This is a genomic window from Bacillus sp. J14TS2 (assembly GCF_018333015.1).
GTDB lineage: Bacteria > Bacillota > Bacilli > Bacillales > Bacillaceae_C > Lederbergia.
In genome coordinates, this window is sequence record NZ_BORE01000010.1 from 13,255 (window position 1) to 32,124 (window position 18,870).

Here is an 18,870-nt window from a genome sequence, read left to right on the forward strand (position 1 = left end):
TCTCTAGCACCCTATTCTTTTGCCTTCAATTCTGTCACAATCGTAGTGTACTCTTCTTCCATTTGTCTAAGATATGTGACAACATCTATATCAGACTCCAGAAATTCTCTTGCTTTTGCTGTAATAAAATTATCGCCATGGAAGGTCATCTGTGGACCGTATTTAGAATACGGTGGCAATTCTCCCATTTGGTCGACAAATGGAGCCTTGACGTTATACGTAGACCCGTCCTCTAAGTCCATATTGCCAAATAGGGCAAAGACTTCCTCACTGTCATATGTTGGCGCACTTCCAGCGGCAGAGAGGACCTTTTGACCTTCTTCTGTCGCTAGGTAAGAGATAACAGCCCAAGCAGCTTCTTTATTTTCACTGTGTTTTGTGATGTTAAATGGTAGTACTGGTGTCGTAGGCGCGATACCAGGAAGCTCCTCCCATACGGGTACAGTGGTCATATCGAAATTTAACCCTTCGACTGGGGCAAGCAGTGGTAACCATGGGGCTGTGCTAATCCACATCGCGATGTTTTGCCCGTTTCCACCAAAGCCATCTGGACGATCCTCATCCATATTCATCAAGCCAGGGATATTGCGGAGCTTGTCAAGCCAGTCGAATACGCGCTTTGTATTCGGATCCTGTGTGAAAAGGACGTCGCCTGTTTCAGGATCCGTACCGGGAATTGCGAACTGGGTATATGGAATCGCATATGTTGGTTCAAGTGCTAGCCCTTTATATTGAATACCATCGACTTCTTGCGTTAGCTTTTTAGCCAGCTCTAGCGCTTCATCCCAAGTCATTCCTTCGGCCGGATAGGGCTCACCGAACCGGTCGAAAATGTCTTTATTGTAATACATGACCAACAGCGTTGATTCGATCGGTAATCCGTATAGGTTTCCCTCGCCAAGGGGATCAATGGCGCGTAGGTTGTCGACGACGCCTTCCCGAAATACGCCAAGGTCAAAACCGCTTTGCTCAATAATATCATCAATAGGCATGAGTAAGTCGAGATCTTCGATATATTCCAGTGTCGGGGTGGTTGGAATAATATCAGGCACTTCACCACGAGCGAATTGTTCCTGTAAAAACTGGGAATCGTTCGGTGATCCTGAGACAAGCTCAAGCGTAATATTTGGATACACTTTGGCTAATTGCTCCTGATAACGGCGGCTGAACTCTTCTTCACCGACATTAATAAGCATCGTGACGGTGGCAGGCTGTCCGTCGTAGCTCCAGGATGTCTCTGCTTCATTCTTGTTACCCTCTGTTGTTTGCTCTTCCTTATTGCATGCAGCAATTAATAATATGGAGAAAATCATAAAAATAAATAGGTAGTAATTCTTTTTAATTCATACCACTCCCATCTTTTACTTCGGAAAACTCTCGCCGTCCACAGCTTCGTCTTGCCCTCCCTTCTGTTTTGTCCCTATCTGGTGGTATTTTCAATCTAAGGTATGCCATATAAATTTAGTTCATTCCAATTATCCACTAAACAAATAAGAAGGACATTGTCTATTTCTTCATAAGCTTATAAAATATAAAGATGGTGTGTATAACTCGTATCACCCACACCGATTCTTAATAGTTAGCTGTCAAAACTCTTAACCAATGCATTGCCCAAGATTCTAATGAAATTTATTTTTATAATGGGCAAGCGCGACTAATGGCCAAATAGAGTCATAACTATGATAATGAATATAGAAGGCTCCTGCCATTCCTCTCCCTTTTGGATATTTCCTCGTCCATGCTTCTTCTTTTTGCTGAGTGAGAAATTCTAACCCGCTGTTTATTTCCGGTGTAACTTCTGTCGCTATAGCGATCAGAACATCAAGAGCCCAAGCTGTATGGGTTCTGGTGCTTCTTCGTAATGAAATATAGCGCTTTTCTTTGTCACTATTACAGGATTCTCCCCAGCCGCCATCTGCCAGTTGAGCCTTATGCAACCAGCCCATTGCCTTTTGAATCGCGGGATGATGCGGTGAAATTCCTACAGATAGTAACCCTGTTACAGCAGCCCATGTTCCATAAATATAATAGATTCCCCATCTTGCATCCCATGAGCCATCTGTCCTTTGCTGATCAAGCAGCCAGTTGACTCCTCGCTTAATCATCGGGTCGTCTTTGCTTAGATCTGTATAATTTCCGAAAAATTCCAAAGTCCTTCCTGTTAAATCAGGTGAAGAGGGGTCTAATACTAAATCTTCTACACGATCAATTGGCAGCAGTGTCAGCATTTGTTGATCAACATTTCGTTCAAATGCCGGCCAGCCCCCATCGTCATTTTGCATCGACATTACCCATTGGATCCCTTGATTCCATATTTGGAGATAGTCCGAATTTTGACTCGTCGATAAAGCAATCGCCCTTAATGCTGCCGTAGAGTCATCCACATCTGGATTGATCGTATTGATATCAGAAAAACCCCAACCACCAGGTTCAATGTTCGGATTATGAAGCTCCCAATCACCCAATTTATGATGTTGACGTGTCCGTAAATATTGATTGGCCTTTTTAATAACTGGTGAAAGAGATGGAACACCTGCTTCCTGTAAAGCATAACTGATTAACCCGGTATTCCACACATTTGCGGTTGTATATTGAACATGGGGACTGTCCCCAATTTGGCAGATCATCGACTTGATCCCATTCACTGCATTGGTAATAATGGCATGTCTTTTTCCATAGCCTTGGGACAAAAAGGCAAAAATCATAAAAAAAGTGGAACTGTAATAGCTTTCGAGGGTTCCATTCGGTTCAATTCGCTGAATCATATAATCCTTCGTACGTGTTAAGGCCAGTTGGTGAAGTTCTTCTGGTAATCCTAAAAGAGCTTCCACCCCTTGTTCAATCACATCTATGATAGAGCGCCATTCCCGTCTTTCTTCTATGGTAAAAAAGGAATCCGTTTCACTAACAAGCAAATCCGATAAATTTGGCATTTGTTTTGTTGGCATCGTGAATTTTTTATCAGCAAGGATAAAAAGAGGAGCAAGATTAGATCGAGCAAATACCGAGAAATCATAGAAGTTAAGCGGAAAAGTTTCCGGCAATAGCATAAATTCGATCGGGATTGGAATAAAATCTGGCCATTTGTATTGACCCGTAATCGCTAACATCACTTTCGTAAAAATTTGCGTCTGAGCAAGACCCCCATTCGCGATAATAAAGTCTCTGGCAGCCTGCATTCCAGGTTCATGCTTGTTGATATAACCCGAAGATAGTAAGGCAAAATATGCCTCCACAGTCGAGGAAAGATTTCCTTCCCTTTCGTCTTGATATAATTTCCACGCCCCATTCGATTCCTGTCTTTTCCTAATCCTGCGCACCAGCCCCTTAATTAATTCTTCCTCCCCATCAACTTCAAGCATTCTCAGCAAAACAATCGTATAACAATCCGTCACAATCCCCATCTCAAACGGATAAACCCATGACCCATCCCCTGTCTGCTCCTGATAAAACTGACCAATAAGACGGCTAATTTCATCCTCCACACCATTCAATGGATTTTCCTCCATTCTTTAGACTTTTATATACATATTCACTAAGTAAAATGAACATTCATGGGGACATTCATGGGGACAGACCCCCGCTGTAGTAAAGTATTAACGGAATGGGGGACAGGCCCCTGGTTGATCTTATCTGTTTTACGTGCTATGATTGTGGTAATTTATAATGAACGGAGGGTTTTCCTAGTGGCATTTATTAGACTTCGATTCCAAACTTTGAACCAGTAATTGAATATGGTCAAGGCTCTGCTGCGCTATGCAGGGTTACGGGATTGGTCTGCCTATTTAGGGGAACCTCAAATTTAACAATTTTTGCACTATTGAGGGAGAGACATTTCTCTCTCTTTTTGTTGTTTTAATATTGAAAAAGCAGTTTACATCCAAAAGTGGGTTTCTGGATCGAAATGATGTGACGCACAAGCGAACGGATTTTCACGTCATTCCTTGAATTTTCTTTTCTACGTGAAAAGGCATTCCTATTCATGGGATTTTTTCCTATGGAACTCGTTTCCCTTGCACAGGCAGAGCGCCTGTGTTTTTTATTTTTTAAAATTGGAGGGAATACATTATGCGTAGAAAAGCCATTATCATTGGAGTGAATCGCAATCAATCTTCAGAGCATTTCGCCTATTCTATGGAGGAATTATCTAACCTGTCCGCAGCATGCCACATTTCCGTGTTAGGAGAAATGACGCAAAACTTACAGCATTTTGATAAAACCTATTATATTGGCAGTGGAAAGGTAGATGAATTACAAGCACTGGTTACAGAGGTAGAGGCAAATGTCATTATTTTTGATGATGAGCTCTCTCCTTCTCAAATTCGCAATTTAGAAGCCAAATTAGATTGTGAAGTGATCGACCGCACCATGTTAATATTGGAAATTTTTGCTAGTAGAGCCAAAACGAAAGAATCTCAGCTTCAAGTTGAAATTGCCAGGCTAAACTATATGCTGCCTCGACTAGTCGGAAGCCGAGAATCTTTAGGACGCCAAGGCGGAGGTGCTGGTTTAAAGAATCGGGGTGCTGGAGAAACAAAATTAGAACTGGATCGCCGCAAAATTGAGATCAAGATATCAGCGTTATCAAAGGAATTAGAACAATTAGTAGCCAGACGAAAAGTCCAGAGAAAACAACGCCGTAAAAATGAAATACCGATCGTGTCTTTAGTTGGCTATACGAATGCCGGCAAATCGACATTGATGAATGCACTGCTAAACATTCACCATGCCGATGAGGAAAAACAAGTATTTGAAGAAAACATGTTATTTGCAACATTAGAAACAGCGGTGAGAAAGATCGTTTTACCAGGAAATAAATCCTTTTTATTAACAGATACGGTCGGGTTCATTGACAAACTTCCTCACCATCTAGTGAAAGCATTTCGTTCCACCCTTGAAGAGGTCTTGGAAGCCGATTTACTTGTTCATGTGATTGATTATTCGAATCCTAATCATGAGGAACAGAAAAAACTAACCAACCAGGTTTTACAAGATTTAGGCATTGAAGATATTCCAGTCCTGTATGTATACAATAAATCGGATAAAGTGGAAGGTCCTTATCCTTCCCGCGAAAACGGCGTTTATCTCTCAGCCAAAACAGGCCAAGGCATTGAAGAATGCACAAAACGGATCAGTGAATATATTTTCCATGATTATCTTCAATGTGAATTATTCATTCCATATACTGATGGAGCTGTGCTCTCCTACTTTAATGAACATAGTCAAATTCTCTCAACCCGCTATGAGGAAAATGGAACAGCGTTCGTTGTGGACTGTAAAAAAGCGGACGCCGAAAAATATCAGCAATACGTAAGAAAAGCCTAAGCATCTACAGGCTAAAAATCTCAAAAGGAGAGATCTCTATGACCCTTACTAATAAGCAAGTGATCGATCTAGCTAACCAACACGGTCTTACCCTTCAGGCGGAATCGTTAAAAAGAAATGAATCAGGTCTTGATTTTCAAGTTGTATTGGCAACAGATAACAAGGACAAAAAATGGGTGCTCCGGCTCCCAAGAAGAGATGATGTGCTTCCAACGGCTCACAAAGAAAAGAGGATTCTTGATTTCGTAGGTCCGAAACTCATAATTCAAACACCCCAGTGGGCAATTTTTTCAGATCAATTGATCGCTTATCCATTATTGCCTGGGGTGCCAACGGGAACCATTGATACAGAAGCCAAAGCCTATAAATGGGAATTGGACGAAAAAAATGTTCCCACTGTTTTTAACGAAACATTAGCAAATGCATTAGTAGAGTTACACAGCATTCGGCATGAGGAAGCAGGAAAAGCCGGATTATCTGTCAAAACTTCAGAGGAATTAAGGGGTGCTATGCGAACAAGAATGGAATGGGTAAAATCCACATATGGCGTGAGTCAAGAACTTTGGAATCGTTGGGAGAATTGGCTTGAGGCGGACTCTCTATGGCCTAAGCAATCAGCTCTTATCCATGGTGATCTACATGCTGGTCATATCCTCATCAATCAACAGGAGGCCTATGTCACAGGGTTTATTGATTGGACAGAAGCGCGTGTAGATGATCCTGCCAATGACTTTACTGCTCATTTAGCAACCTTTGGGGAAACAGCTCTAAAGGAATTAATCCACTTCTATGAACAAGCTGGAGGTTACGTGTGGCCAGCCATGTTCGAGCATATTACTGAGCTTTTAGCCGCCTACCCTATCGGTATCGCCGAATTTGCTGCAAAATCTGGCTTAAAGGAATATGAAGAAATGGCGAAAACAACACTCGGAGTATGACACACCTATTTAAAGCTGTCGGAAATTCCCGGCAGCTTTTACTCATACTCTCCTTTTTATCCCGTATTAATGGTACATTCTTTGCCTCAGAAAACCCAAATACTACTACTCTAAATTGAACACTCTCATAGTAAAATATTTTCTCTTCTACACCTGATTATGATATCCTTTGCTTATGACCATACATCGTTCATAAGTGAGGAAGGATACTATGAATAAACAAATATTAAAAAATGATTGGGATGCAAAGGTAGGCGGGGAATTCACTAAGCCTTACTATCTACAGTTAAGGGAGTTTCTAAAAAAAGAATATAATGCCCAAACCATTTATCCGCCGATGCATGATATTTTCAATGCTCTCCATTACACCTCTTTTGAGCAAGTAAGAGTCGTGATCTTGGGCCAAGACCCTTACCATGGACCGAACCAGGCACATGGGCTCAGTTTTTCTGTTCAACCGAAGGTCAAACAGCCGCCATCATTAAAAAATATCTTTATCGAATTAGAAAATGATCTTGGCTTTCCACCACCAAATCATGGGTATTTGGTAAGTTGGGCGGAACAAGGAGTGTTACTACTAAACTCTGTTTTAACCGTTCGCCAAGGACAAGCTCATTCGCATCGAGGAAAAGGCTGGGAGATATTCACAGATCAGGTCATTCAAGTATTAAATGAAAAAGCAACACCTGTCGTTTACATTTTATGGGGGAGTGCCGCTCAAAGCAAACAAGCACTGATCGACACATCCAAACATTTTATCATTAAATCTCCCCATCCAAGTCCATTATCTGCCTATCGAGGATTTTTTGGCAGCAAACCTTTTTCCAAAACAAATGACATTCTCAAGAAAACAGGTCAAACGGAAATCAATTGGCGGATTGAATAAACTCATAACTATCGATTGCTGTTCATCTTACCGACAGTAATCGATATTTTTCGGTTAAATATGATTATATTCCCGTATTTTATTATTTTTTGAATACCAGTTTTCTTGCACTTTCCAAACTATCTTCGCCAGTCCTTTGCTTGACAGGGGCAAATTCCTGCTCCCGCTCTACTTGTAAGACGGACATGCTTTCAGCCAACGGAAGCACATCGAAATAGAACTTTTCCAATTTATAGCCATTGGGTGAATTTGCTTGCATGCGCCTGCCATAGTTATCTACTAGCGGAATCACCTTATGGGCAAAATGATAAGGGAGAGAAAAGTTCATTGCTTTTTCAAGGAAGGACATGTGAAAAAGATGGATCCCGATATTGGCATTAGTAAGAGAATGATCTATCCCTTCCTCTATCTTCAACTCAGAGTATTCCACTACATGTGGTCTCCCGTCTGCTAGACATAACAGGCCTACTTTTTCATCAGGAGCGCGTTTTTTGACAGCTTTACTAGAAATGGGCGCACCACTTTCCTCCGCAAATCCAATAAACACGGGGTCTGCTACTTGAACAAGTGCATTATCAATATTATTCATAAACACCCATTCGATCTCCTTCTCTTTCATATCCTCCCATACCCCACTTAATTTCATCGAAGAAAATACGCCGCCATTGCCGTTAGGCGCCATAGATATGGTTGCTGGGCTCTCTAAAATCATTTTGCCTTCTAAAGTTAAAGTCGGCATTAATTCCTGTTGAAAAAAACAAACTTGTTTGGGGTCACAATGAAAATAATGATTCCTTTTAAAAAACGCCTTCGTTTCCTTATCATTACTTGGGCTTGTCATAATATACCAAGGAATCTGTGCACCTGCTTTTTCTTCAATCAAACGCAATCGCTTGGCTTGTAATGCAAAAAGCGATTGTTCAGATGAATCTCCTAAACTGATCGTTCCTTTTGGTCCGTCATGACCTAATCGCGTGCCTTGCCCTCCGGCAAGGAGCAGCACTGCCACTTTCCCTTGTCTTATTCGGTTAAGCCCTCGTTCTTCTAACCTTCCCCTTTTCAATGGGGAAAAGTGCACCATCGCTTCATAACCAATAGGCGTAATTTTCGGTTGATGTTCTGAACTTGGAGAAGTTAATTGACGAGAAGCTTCTTCTACTTCCTTCAAATCAACCCCTTCAATTTGCTCAAATAAGGTTTCTTGCTCATCTGGTTTTAATTCATGAAAAAAGGAAAGCAAATGCTCTTGTTGATATCGAGTTAAAGTTTCTTTAAAAAACTTATATTTATCCATTTAAACCCCTCTCCTTACCTTGCTTCTTTTTAATTTGCTTGCACATTTATCTAGGCTTTTTGTTGTTTAAATGCGTAACATGCTGCCAGCAAATTGAATTCGATATGGAGCAATACAGAAAGAATGATAGATTCTGTGTAATCAGTGATCGCACCAAATAGAAGCCCTCCAATAAACGCGAAAAACATATATCGAATACTCAGTCTATTTAATTTATAATATTGTAAATGAGCGATTGAAAATAAGACTGCCGAGATAATAACAGAGATGGAGACTGGTAAATAGGCGATTTCAATCAAGGTATATTGAAAGGATTTATTCAATAGTGGCAGAATTAAGCCTCTAAATATCACTTCTTCAAAAATGGGGTAAAAAATAACAAAGTTAAGAACATGATATCTTCCGATCGGCTGATAACCCGAATATTTAGCAATAAAGTGAAACTTCATTCAGTGGGAGTTTTTTTCATCCCCCACTGAATGTTAGTTGAACCAATCGGGTATTTACTGGCAGTTGATCCCCACTTGCAATTCTCGTTTTCAACCCGAATTCTTGAAATGGGGATCTTACTGCCAGTTAATTCGGGATAAACATATTTGCAATTAACAGTGACAAACACACATAGATAACTCTCCCATCAACCATCGGGAGGTTATAAACAAAATTATCTTTTACTAAAAAAGCTGCAATAAATGCCACTGCTCCCCATACATAAATAAAATACCTACTACCCTTAATAATTCCCAATATGTTGGTAATCTTTGTAATGATTCCTTTAATAATTACGTAGGAAAAAGTTAGCAGAACTACTAGCACAATTAATACGATCTGATTTATAATTTTAGAACAGCTCCCTCCCCGCTATCTCAATTACATCCCTAATAAAAGGTTCTTTTTTCTTTGTATAGGTCGGTCGATCATCTGTATATTTAGAGGCCAGCTCTTTTTTTAATAAAGCATATTCTTTGGCCTTTTGTGGATTCGATCTCAGATAATCGCGAAACGATAGTTTTTCGTTCCATTCGGTTCCACTGATTTCACATATATGTAAATGACAAATCCCTTGTCCCCATTCTCCCTTTCTAAAAAACCTTCTATCTATTAACTCGGGTTTATGTATATATTCAAATTCAATTTTCTCAAGAGGTTTCACAAATTGCGCGACTGATTGTAAATCTTTTACACCGACCATGATGTCAATAATAGGTTTTGCTACCATTCCTTTAATCGATGTACTTCCAATATGTTCGATCTCTAAAATATGTTTCCCGATCGCCTCGATTATTTTATCTTTCTCATAGGCAAATTGTTTTTCCCAATTTAGGTTATATTCCTCCAGTAGGACAATAGGGGTGATCATGATTGAAACACTCTCCTCTTTTAAAATGAATATCATTTCAAAGACTCAACTTCTACAAGCAAAGCTTCATTCAGGATAAAAAATCATCCTCCTCATTCCAACAAGATTCATCAAAACTCGCGATGATTCTTAGTTAAATCTCTTTCCGAATTTAAATGATATGATATAATTTAAATGTAATTATGTTAAAAATTCCCCAGAAAGGATGTGATAAAAATGAACGAGACAAATATGTTGTTGCATAAAATTGTAGAAAGATTGGATATTCGCGATTCAAAAATGGATCATTTGATTGAAGATGTTTCTGAGATAAAAAGTGATGTCTCTGACTTGAAAATTGATGTTGCCGAGTTAAAAACTGATGTCTCTGACTTGAAAATTGACGTTTCCGAGTTGAAAACTGATGTCTCTGGCTTAAAAAGTGATGTTGCCGAGTTGAAAACTGATGTCTCTGACTTAACAGAAACTCAACAGAGGCAAGATGAGATGCTTGAAAAATTAGTCAAAGGCCAAGAAAAGCAAAATTTAATTTTAAAATCATTAGCCCTTAGGTCCATTGAACAGGAAACAGAAATAGATGCTTTAAAGTTCATCACATCCAAATAAATTCATCTGCGTTTTTTCTCCAATAGAAATGGACGACTTTTAACTACGTAACACCTCATTTAGACTACCTTAGTTTTCATTTTTTTAATATCGTACAGTGTCTGTCTCCAACACACTGTATTCGGACAGGCACTTATATTCTTCCCACCATTGAGTCCTCTATTTTATGCACAATTCCTTTAACTCCAAAGAATCACTATAATCAATTCCTCATTTAACTTAACCAACAGAACCATCGCCATGATTGCATCCAACAAATCAATATAAATGAAGCATTCTACTCAGATTAATCCTTATGAAGATCATAGCATAAAACCAAGTGAGGAAAACAACAGATCTTTTCCTTACTTGGTTTTATAAAAAAACTACCGGGTCTGTCTCTATCTTACAATTTAAAATGGCCGACTAATTGATTGAGTTTCTCTGCCAATTTGGCTAGTTGTTCAGAGCTCTCAGCTACCTCTTCCATCGCGCCACTTGTTTCTTCTGTGGAGGCTGAAGTCTGTTCAATCCCAGCGGCTGATTGTTCGGATATAGCAGCAATCTCTTCAACTGAAGTGTTCATTTGCTGTGTATCCTCAGCGATATTCGCGAGATTGGTAGATACAATGCCAACAGTTTGAACCATCGTTTTCATGGCATCACTTATTTGATCAAGCATTCCATCTGTTGCTTGAATTTGAGTTGTCCCTTTTTCTACCTCTGTAAAACCAGCCTGCAATGAACTGGTAACTAAGGATGTTTCATTTTGGATTCCATTTACAATTTTGTCGATATCTTTTAATGAGATGGCTACCTGCTCTGCCAATTTTCGCACTTCGTCAGCTACAACCGCAAAGCCTTTTCCATGTTCCCCTGCCCTTGCTGCTTCAATCGCGGCATTTAGGGCAAGCAAATTAGTTTGCTCAGCAATATCTTTAATAACAGAAACAAGCTTCGAAATATCTTTCGATTGATGATCTAACACTTGGACTTTTTTCACGGATTCTAAGACAATTTGATGAATACTTTCCATTTGCTGACTGGATGCTTTCATTAATTGACTGCCTTCTGCAGTTATTTGCAGAACATCCTTTGACTTTGCTTGGATTTGCATTCCTTCTTTATTCGCTTCCTCCACTTTATTTGTAAGAGAGATCATCGCTGATGAAACCTCACTTGTGCTTGTTGCTTGTATCTCTGCACCTGAGGCTAATTCTTGCATCGTTGAAACGACTTGTTCTGAGCTTGTTTTTACTTCAACCGCCGATTGAGTTAATTCCTCACTATGACTGGAAAGTACCTCCGATGTATCGGATACATTTTTAATCATATCCTTGAGACGATCTTGTAGATGATTCATCGCGCTGGCTAATTTCCCCGTTTCATCTTTTGTTTTAATATTTAATGGTTTTCTTGTTAAATCACCTTCAGCCAAAGCATTCATTTGATCAGTCACTTTTGACAGGGGCCCCACAATTCTCTTTGCCAAAAATAATATAACCATTCCTCCAATAACCATAGTTATACTATTGACAATGATAATAAGGACAAGGATTTCGTTAGCAGGCTGATTGAAGTCTTCCATATAAGCGCCTGCACTGATTACCCAATTCCAGTTAGAATCCATTTTAGAATAAACAACCTTCTCACCTATTTTATCTTGATCACTTGGAAGTGAATAATAGTAATATGTATAGCCTCCACCGCGCTTACCTTTTTCAAGATATTCTTGTACAAATTTCTTGCCATTTGCATCTTCCAAATCTAAAGTATTTTGCCCCTCAACGCTGGGATTTGCAACAGCTACTCCATTTTGATCACTGGCAAACATATACCCATTCTCTCCTAAATCCACATTGTTATTGATCGGGCGAGTACCATCAGCATTCATTTCTCCCAACATTGCAATTTTCACACGATCTTGTGCTTCCTCCAAGAGAAGATTTCCATCTTCCACTTCCTTATTTAATGTCTCAATCAATGCAATTGTTTGTTCTACACTATTTTTTAGATTCGTTTTTCCTAATTCATCGAGACTGCGTGCACTTTTTTGATAATTTAGGTACCCAAGTATGGACATTGGGATGATTAAGAGAAGAAATATAGTAATGATTAGTTTCGACTTAATCGATCGAAACTGTACGAGTGATGTTAACTTCATTTTAGTCCCCTTCTACTGCTTGATTTTAATTTATAACAATTGAATCTATTGATCAAACGACTTTGACATGAACTCCTAAAATCGCTCTACTAATTTATCGGTAGGAATGTTTATTTTCTTAATGAAATAAATTGCGTTGGAAAATATAATTTTTGAAAAGTTAGGTCCTTTTACCCACCCACACAAAAAAAGCGATGATGACCCTATAATCACCATCGCTTCAATATTTTATTCTCAAGGACTTATTTTATGTTTGTTAATCCGTACTATAAGTGCCTCTTAGTTTCAAGATCATTTCAGCTTCTTTTGTCATTCAATGTCCGATAAATCGTTTCTGTATATGTAGTAATCGCTGCATCGTATTCTGGATAAGGGAATCCGAGATCATCGGCGACAAGCTTAGCGTATTTTCTAAATAACTGATAGCAAGTAAACAAGGATTGCCACATGTTTGGATAACCCTGTTGTGAGTATGTTGAGAGAAGCAATTCCCAATCTTCTTCAGGAAGGTACTGCTGAATAAATTTATAGTTTTTCCCCAGGCTGAAGTTGTAGCCATGCTTAAATCCAATTTGCCAGGACATCATTCTTAACAAGTTAGGCCGAGCAATTTCGTGTAGATGGTCAATGGCAAACAGGATTTCTTTTCTAGCTAATCCCTTTACCACATAAGTAGCAACCATCCAAAATTCATTACAGCAATCTTCGAATTCCCTTGCCGTTGGTTGTTTCATCCAATATTGCTGATCATCCGCCTGTATGTCTTGTTTGACTAGCGAATCTTTATCCAAAAGGATTTCTACCAGCCCATCACTTTTTGAAAAATAGTCCTCGACTTCCTCTAAAGGAATTAGCGTCAGGTCTACTTTGTGTCCGTCTGCAAATATCATAAGATAGGAAAACCAGTTTCCTAGTTCTGGCGGAAAAAGCTCCATATCTTCAGGTTTCTGCATAATTAATCGCCTTCCAAATTGATCCAACCAATCGTCACTTTCTGTAAAAGATTCAAGATCTGTCACAAAAAAGGAAAGATCAAAATCTTGAAATGAATCACGGGGAATATTTGAATTAGTGCGTGATCCTTCTAAGGTAACGAGGCGAATGCGGGGATCGTTCTTTGCGAACCCCATTAGTGTCTCCATTAATTCAGCTTCACTTCTCATTTTCCAACCCTCCAGTTTTTCTTTTCACTATGATTCTTCCTTTTTTAGCCCATCATCCACTTTTTAGAATTTATAGTAAATGAACCCATTTCATAATAGAAAATGTAGTATTAAAATCCGAATAATGTTGATTTCCGCTCCAGTCGGGCGCTTTCCGCGGGCTTTGCTTCAGTCTCCTCACCTCTATCGCGTCTGTGGGCCTTTCGCTAAAGCTATTCCCGCAGGAGTCGCCGACTTCCACTCTAATCAACCGAATGGGAGATGTACATTGACTCAAATGATTGGATCGTAAGTTAAGTGCTCCAAATGAAAAATATCCCCAGATTCATATTGTGCGAGAGTTTCTTCAAAAATCTGCTGATATTCAAGCCTTCGTTGACCATTAGAAGATCGCTCTGGTTCTTTAAACAACTCTGAAGTCAGCTCAACCATAGTTTTATGAACTTTTATATTGATAATTGCCTCTACTCATAATTTTAGCATAGTTATTTCCTCTTGACTTTTGGGTGGAAATTTAATGCAACGCTAGTGTTAGTATCTATATTATAATGAACTATGGATAAAACAAAAACATATACAAGTTTTATAGAGAAAGGAAAGTGACATGCTTGAATGTAAATGACCAAGCAGCAATTCAGTTTGAATCCGTAAATTACATCATTGATGATGTACAAATTCTTAAAAATATTACTGGAGATTTTTATAAAGGAAAGATCACTACTTTAGTAGGTCCATCGGGAGCTGGAAAAACGACCTTATTCCGTTTATGCAACGCAATGAAATCGCCAAGTTCAGGTGATATATATATTCATGAAAAACCTCTTAATGATTACGACCAAGTGGAACTGCGCCGCAATGTCGGAATTGCATTGCAAAATGCACCGATGATTTATGGGAGTGTTCGAAAAAACCTGGCTCTGCCCACTACACTCCAAGGCAATGTTATGGCCGAGGAAGAAGCAAAGCGATTCATGCATATCGTGGGATTACCAAATGAGCTTTTAGATCGAAACAGTAAGGATTTATCGGGCGGGCAGCGTCAAAAACTATCCATTGCCCGTACCCTTGTTAATCGTCCCAAGATATTATTATTAGATGAAATTACTTCCTCTCTCGATCGTGTTTCACAAGAGGATATTGAAAAGCTGATCAAACGGATTAATCAGGAATACGGGACAACCATTATTTGGATCACCCATAATCTGAGACAAGCTTTAACGGTTGGAGATTACACTTGGGTGATGATGGATGGACAATTAATGGAAACAGGGGAAAGCAGTCTATTAAATGCCCCCAAAAACGATAGGGTGAAACAGTTTGTAAAGGGGGAAGTAAAATGAGTTTTCTTGCATTAGCAATGACACTTGCTTTTGTCATCATTCCGCTTATTTTATCAAAAACATTTAAATTAGGGCTGGAAAAAGATACATTGATTGCTACCGTACGCTCGATCGTTCAATTACTTGTAGTCGGATATCTCCTCCAGTTTGTCTTTGATTCAGAACATATTCTTTATATTTTATTGATGATCGCCCTAATGATCGTGGCAGCCGCACTAAACGCCAGAAAAAAAGGGGCATCGATACGAGGAATCACTTGGAAATTGGTTGTCACTTTTAGTTTTGTTGAACTATTGACCCAAGGTATTTTGTTAGGTTTGAATATTACTCCCCCGACTGCTCAATATATTATTCCCATTAGTGGAATGGTGATTGGTAACTCCATGGTATTGGGAATCCTTTTCCTGAATAGATTCACCGCGGAAATGGCCACCCGTCAGGAGGAAACAGAACTGATCTTATCGCTAGGCGGCACGCCAAAACAAGCAATTCACAGACAATTGCTTACATCTATTCAAGCAAGCACGATTCCTACTATCGAAAGTCAAAAAACAATTGGGCTGGTGCAGCTTCCTGGTATGATGAGCGGGCAAATCATTGCGGGTGCTGATCCTGTCCAAGCTGTGATGTTCCAATTGCTCATTCTTTTTCTGCTTCTTACGACAGCAGTGATAACCAGCATTTTGCTTGGCTATTTATCCTACCCCACTCTTTTTAATAAACGGATGCAGTTTTTGGATGGTCAGCTTCAAGATAATAGCTAAATTCAATCACTATTCAGTGGGGATTTTTCATCCCCGCTGTTTCTTTATCTCCATCTTCGCTTTCCAATACAATCAAAGATTAACTCGTTTTTTTCCTCGATAAAGTGAAACATCATTCAGTGGTTTTTTCATCCCCCACTTACAATTCTCGTTTTCACCTCGAATTCTTGAAGTGGAGGCTTACTGCCAGTTAATTCGGGATAAACAAAAAAACTTCATCCTATTTAATAATAATTTAAGAATTCCATAAGAAGTCATTTAGAATTGCCGCGTATGATGGTTACAGATCAAACCTAGGAGGCAATTCGTATGAAAGCAAATCAGAAGAGAGTTCACGTTGGACGAATAATTTATTTTATTTTAGCAATTCTTTTTACCTTATGTATCTTAGTACAATTGTATCTAGCTGGAATGGCCATCTTTATAAATCCAGCAGCTTGGTTGAAGCATATGATGTTTGTTCATTTATTTGGCTTTAATCTGCCGATCTTCATGCTGATCTTTGCTTTTATCGGAGCTCTGCCACGTTGGGCATACTGGCAGCTTTTTGGAATATTAGTTTCGATATTCCTTATGTACTTTACCGCCAATATGCGAACCGCCTTCCCTTGGGTCGGTCCTCTGCATGTTGTGGTCGCCATTTCACTATTCGGGCTATCGTGTTTGATTGTAATCAAAGCATGGAATTTACTCTTTCATAAAAATAATAAGGAAGGAAAGATTGGAAAATGAGACTACTTTTAGCAGTAATTGTTGGACTAATCGGAGGGTTTATCATTGGCATCGCCTTTTCTAGCTTTATTGGCATACTAGGCATGATGGTGTGGAATGAACCAATGGGAATCAAATTTCTTCCCTATTTCACCTCACTCCTATGCGCCATTGCCGTACCAATAATCGATCACAAAAAACAGAGTCAGCACAATAAGTAATACTGGTACTGCCCTGTTTTTTAAACATCAGTATATTATAATAAAGTTAAACTTCATTCAGTAGGGATTTTTATCATCCCCTAGGACTGAACCAATCGGGTATTTACTGGCAGTTGTCCCCCACTCGTTTTCACCTCGAATTCTTGAAGTTGGGGTCTCACTGCCAGTTAAATCAGGATAAATCATACAACAAATTTCAGGGTAGGTGAGGGACTTGTCAATCAAGAAACGGTTAGTTCTATCCAATATCGGGATGACTGTAATTCCAATCATTGGTTTCTTCTTAGTTGAAATCATATTGGGCTATGTATTGTTTGTTCTGTTTAATGGCGAGCCCGATGGAGCTGATTTATCTTTATTTTTAAGTATTCGAATGATCGCCATAATGCTAGTCCTCATCATTACCAATGGATTATTATCGTATTATATGTCAAAAAGTATTATTAAGCCTATTCAGAAATTATCTCTTGCTGCCAAGAAAATTAGTGAAGATAATTTAGATTTTCAGATAGAATCCGATAAAAAAGATGAACTTGGCGAGTTGACGAACACATTTGAATTAATGCGTTGCAAGCTCAAAGAAGCGCGGGAATCTCAATTGCAATATGAACAAAATCGTCAAGAATTGATTGCCAGTATTTCTCATGATTTGAAAACACCTTTAACCTCCATAAAAGGGTATGTGAAGGGAATTCAAGATGGTGTCGCCAATACCCCTGAGAAATTAGAGCGTTATATGGACACCATTTATAAAACAGCAAATGATATGGATGGACTGATTGATGAATTATTTTTATATTCGAAGTTGGATGTGAAACAATTACCCTTCCATTTCGAGCAAGTGGATTTATATGATTTCTTTGCTGATTTTATTGAAGAGTTGACTTTTACCTTGGAGAAAGAACAAGGAACAGCTATTCTTTCGGCTAACAGTGACGATTCCTATCTCGTAAAAGCAGATCGAGAAAAATTGAAACGTGTTGTCACCAATCTCATTCAAAATAGCCTGAAATACATGGACAAACAGAAAAAGATCATTGTTCAGCTTACATCTGGTAACGAAGATGTCCTTGTCGAAATAAAAGATAATGGAATTGGGATAAGCAATAAGGATCTTCCCTATATTTTTGAAAGCTTTTATCGTACCGATGCTTCAAGGAACTCCTCCACTGGTGGTAGTGGATTGGGGTTATCAATTGCGAAAAAAATAATTGAAGCCCACGAAGGAGAGATCTGGGCGGATAGTGAATTAGGAAAGGGAACAAGTATCTATTTCAAATTGAAAAAAGGGGATATACATGCAGAAGATATTAATCATTGAAGATGAACAAAATATTGCCGAATTGCAGCGTGATTATCTGGAAGTGAATGGCTTTGCAAGCGATATTGCGACAACGGGTGAAAAGGGATTAGATCTTGCCAGAACCAACACTTATCACCTCATTCTCTTAGATTTAATGCTTCCTGGTATCGATGGATTTGCATTGTGCCAGAAATTGCGCCAAATATTGGATATCCCCATCCTTATGGTCACGGCTAGAAAAGAAGATATAGACAAGATCCGTGGATTTGATCGGGGTGCTGATGATTATATTGTCAAGCCCTTTAATCCAAATGAATTGGTAGCAAGAGTGAAGGCACACCTTTCGCGTTATGATCGTTTAATCAATCGGGAATCGAAATTACATGATATCCAGATTAATGGCTTAACGATTGAAAGCGACTCACGGCAAGTATTTCTCCATGGTGAAGAACGAATTTTTACAGCAAAGGAATTTGATTTACTCAAATTCTTAGCAACCCATCCAAATATTGTTTTTACAAAAGAACAGTTAATGGAACGGATTTGGGGGTATGATGCAGTGGGTGATCTCACAACAGTCACCGTACACATCCGAAAAATTCGTGAGAAAATAGAAGAAGATCCTTCGACCCCTCAATTTATCGAAACTATCTGGGGTGTGGGCTATCGATTTAAAAAATAAGGCTGGAACAAAATATATTCCCCAAAAACGCATTTACCCCGTTTCGGAAATATACTTCGCTTTCCGTGGGCGAGTGGGCAGCCTTCTCAGCTTTTGAGCTGCCCCGCTCTTCCATTACAAAAAAATGATTTCTT

The 18,870-nt window shown here is 39.1% G+C and carries 17 protein-coding genes; 10 read left to right on the forward strand and 7 right to left on the reverse strand.

Annotation, left to right across the window (positions count from 1 at the left end; genetic code table 11):
- Positions 1-11: 11 nt before the first annotated feature.
- Positions 12-1,313, reverse strand: coding sequence for an ABC transporter substrate-binding protein (locus KI375_RS15700; protein WP_212974422.1), 1,302 nt, complete (start codon positions 1,311-1,313; stop codon positions 12-14).
- Positions 1,314-1,619: 306 nt separating this feature from the next.
- Positions 1,620-3,485, reverse strand: coding sequence for a squalene--hopene cyclase (gene shc / locus KI375_RS15705; protein WP_306419833.1), 1,866 nt, complete (start codon positions 3,483-3,485; stop codon positions 1,620-1,622).
- Between the two features lie 583 nt (positions 3,486-4,068).
- On the opposite strand from shc, the gene hflX reads away from it, so the two are divergent.
- The 3 genes from hflX to KI375_RS15720 all read left to right on the forward strand — a co-directional run bounded on the left by hflX (position 4,069) and on the right by KI375_RS15720 (position 7,149).
- The gene (gene hflX / locus KI375_RS15710; protein ID WP_212974424.1) at positions 4,069-5,325 is read left to right on the forward strand and encodes a GTPase HflX; all 1,257 of its coding nucleotides are present in this window, start codon (positions 4,069-4,071) and stop codon (positions 5,323-5,325) included.
- Between the two features lie 38 nt (positions 5,326-5,363).
- Positions 5,364-6,263, forward strand: coding sequence for a macrolide 2'-phosphotransferase (locus KI375_RS15715; RefSeq protein ID WP_212974425.1), 900 nt, complete (start codon positions 5,364-5,366; stop codon positions 6,261-6,263).
- A 211-nt stretch (positions 6,264-6,474) separates the two neighbouring features.
- Positions 6,475-7,149, forward strand: coding sequence for a uracil-DNA glycosylase (locus KI375_RS15720; protein ID WP_212974426.1), 675 nt, complete (start codon positions 6,475-6,477; stop codon positions 7,147-7,149).
- Positions 7,150-7,231: 82 nt separating this feature from the next.
- Here KI375_RS15720 and KI375_RS15725 read toward each other — a convergent pair whose 3' ends face one another.
- The 3 genes from KI375_RS15725 to KI375_RS15735 form a co-directional block, all read right to left on the reverse strand.
- On the reverse strand, positions 7,232-8,443 hold the full coding sequence (locus tag KI375_RS15725) for a UDPGP type 1 family protein (protein ID WP_212974427.1): 1,212 nt from the start codon (positions 8,441-8,443) through the stop codon (positions 7,232-7,234).
- Positions 8,444-8,493: 50 nt separating this feature from the next.
- Positions 8,494-8,892: a CPBP family intramembrane glutamic endopeptidase gene (locus tag KI375_RS15730; RefSeq protein ID WP_212974428.1), complete on the reverse strand. Its 399-nt coding sequence runs from the start codon at positions 8,890-8,892 to the stop codon at positions 8,494-8,496.
- A gap of 392 nt (positions 8,893-9,284) precedes the next feature.
- Positions 9,285-9,839, reverse strand: coding sequence for a GrpB family protein (locus KI375_RS15735; RefSeq protein WP_244852719.1), 555 nt, complete (start codon positions 9,837-9,839; stop codon positions 9,285-9,287).
- A 180-nt stretch (positions 9,840-10,019) separates the two neighbouring features.
- Between KI375_RS15735 and KI375_RS15740 the strand changes: the two genes are divergently transcribed.
- Complete coding sequence (locus KI375_RS15740; RefSeq protein WP_212974429.1) at positions 10,020-10,409, forward strand: hypothetical protein; 390 nt, start codon at positions 10,020-10,022, stop codon at positions 10,407-10,409.
- Positions 10,410-10,794: 385 nt separating this feature from the next.
- On the opposite strand, the gene KI375_RS15745 is transcribed toward KI375_RS15740, so the two are convergent.
- The gene (locus KI375_RS15745) at positions 10,795-12,552 is read right to left on the reverse strand and encodes a methyl-accepting chemotaxis protein (protein ID WP_212974430.1); all 1,758 of its coding nucleotides are present in this window, start codon (positions 12,550-12,552) and stop codon (positions 10,795-10,797) included.
- Between the two features lie 296 nt (positions 12,553-12,848).
- The gene (gene ant(6), locus KI375_RS15750) at positions 12,849-13,715 is read right to left on the reverse strand and encodes an aminoglycoside 6-adenylyltransferase (RefSeq protein ID WP_212974431.1); all 867 of its coding nucleotides are present in this window, start codon (positions 13,713-13,715) and stop codon (positions 12,849-12,851) included.
- A 608-nt stretch (positions 13,716-14,323) separates the two neighbouring features.
- Between ant(6) and KI375_RS15755 the strand changes: the two genes are divergently transcribed.
- From KI375_RS15755 to KI375_RS15780, 6 genes are all read left to right on the forward strand, one after another.
- On the forward strand, positions 14,324-15,055 hold the full coding sequence (locus KI375_RS15755) for an ABC transporter ATP-binding protein (protein ID WP_212974432.1): 732 nt from the start codon (positions 14,324-14,326) through the stop codon (positions 15,053-15,055).
- Positions 15,052-15,819 carry an ABC transporter permease gene (locus KI375_RS15760; RefSeq protein ID WP_212974433.1) on the forward strand — a complete coding sequence of 256 codons (768 nt, stop codon included), beginning with the start codon at positions 15,052-15,054 and terminating at the stop codon, positions 15,817-15,819. The genes KI375_RS15755 and KI375_RS15760 overlap by 4 nt, the downstream gene beginning before the upstream one ends.
- 309 nt (positions 15,820-16,128) lie before the next feature.
- On the forward strand, positions 16,129-16,551 hold the full coding sequence (locus KI375_RS15765) for a DUF6220 domain-containing protein (RefSeq protein ID WP_212974434.1): 423 nt from the start codon (positions 16,129-16,131) through the stop codon (positions 16,549-16,551).
- Positions 16,548-16,751, forward strand: a complete 204-nt coding sequence (locus tag KI375_RS15770; RefSeq protein ID WP_212974435.1) for a DUF5957 family protein — start codon at positions 16,548-16,550, stop codon at positions 16,749-16,751. The genes KI375_RS15765 and KI375_RS15770 overlap by 4 nt, the downstream gene beginning before the upstream one ends.
- 427 nt (positions 16,752-17,178) lie before the next feature.
- Positions 17,179-18,072 (forward strand): sensor histidine kinase, encoded by an 894-nt coding sequence (locus tag KI375_RS15775; protein ID WP_483861603.1) that lies wholly within the window; start codon positions 17,179-17,181, stop codon positions 18,070-18,072.
- On the forward strand, positions 18,050-18,736 hold the full coding sequence (locus KI375_RS15780; RefSeq protein ID WP_212974437.1) for a response regulator transcription factor: 687 nt from the start codon (positions 18,050-18,052) through the stop codon (positions 18,734-18,736). Before KI375_RS15775 ends, KI375_RS15780 begins: the two co-directional genes overlap by 23 nt.
- Positions 18,737-18,870 lie beyond the last annotated feature (134 nt).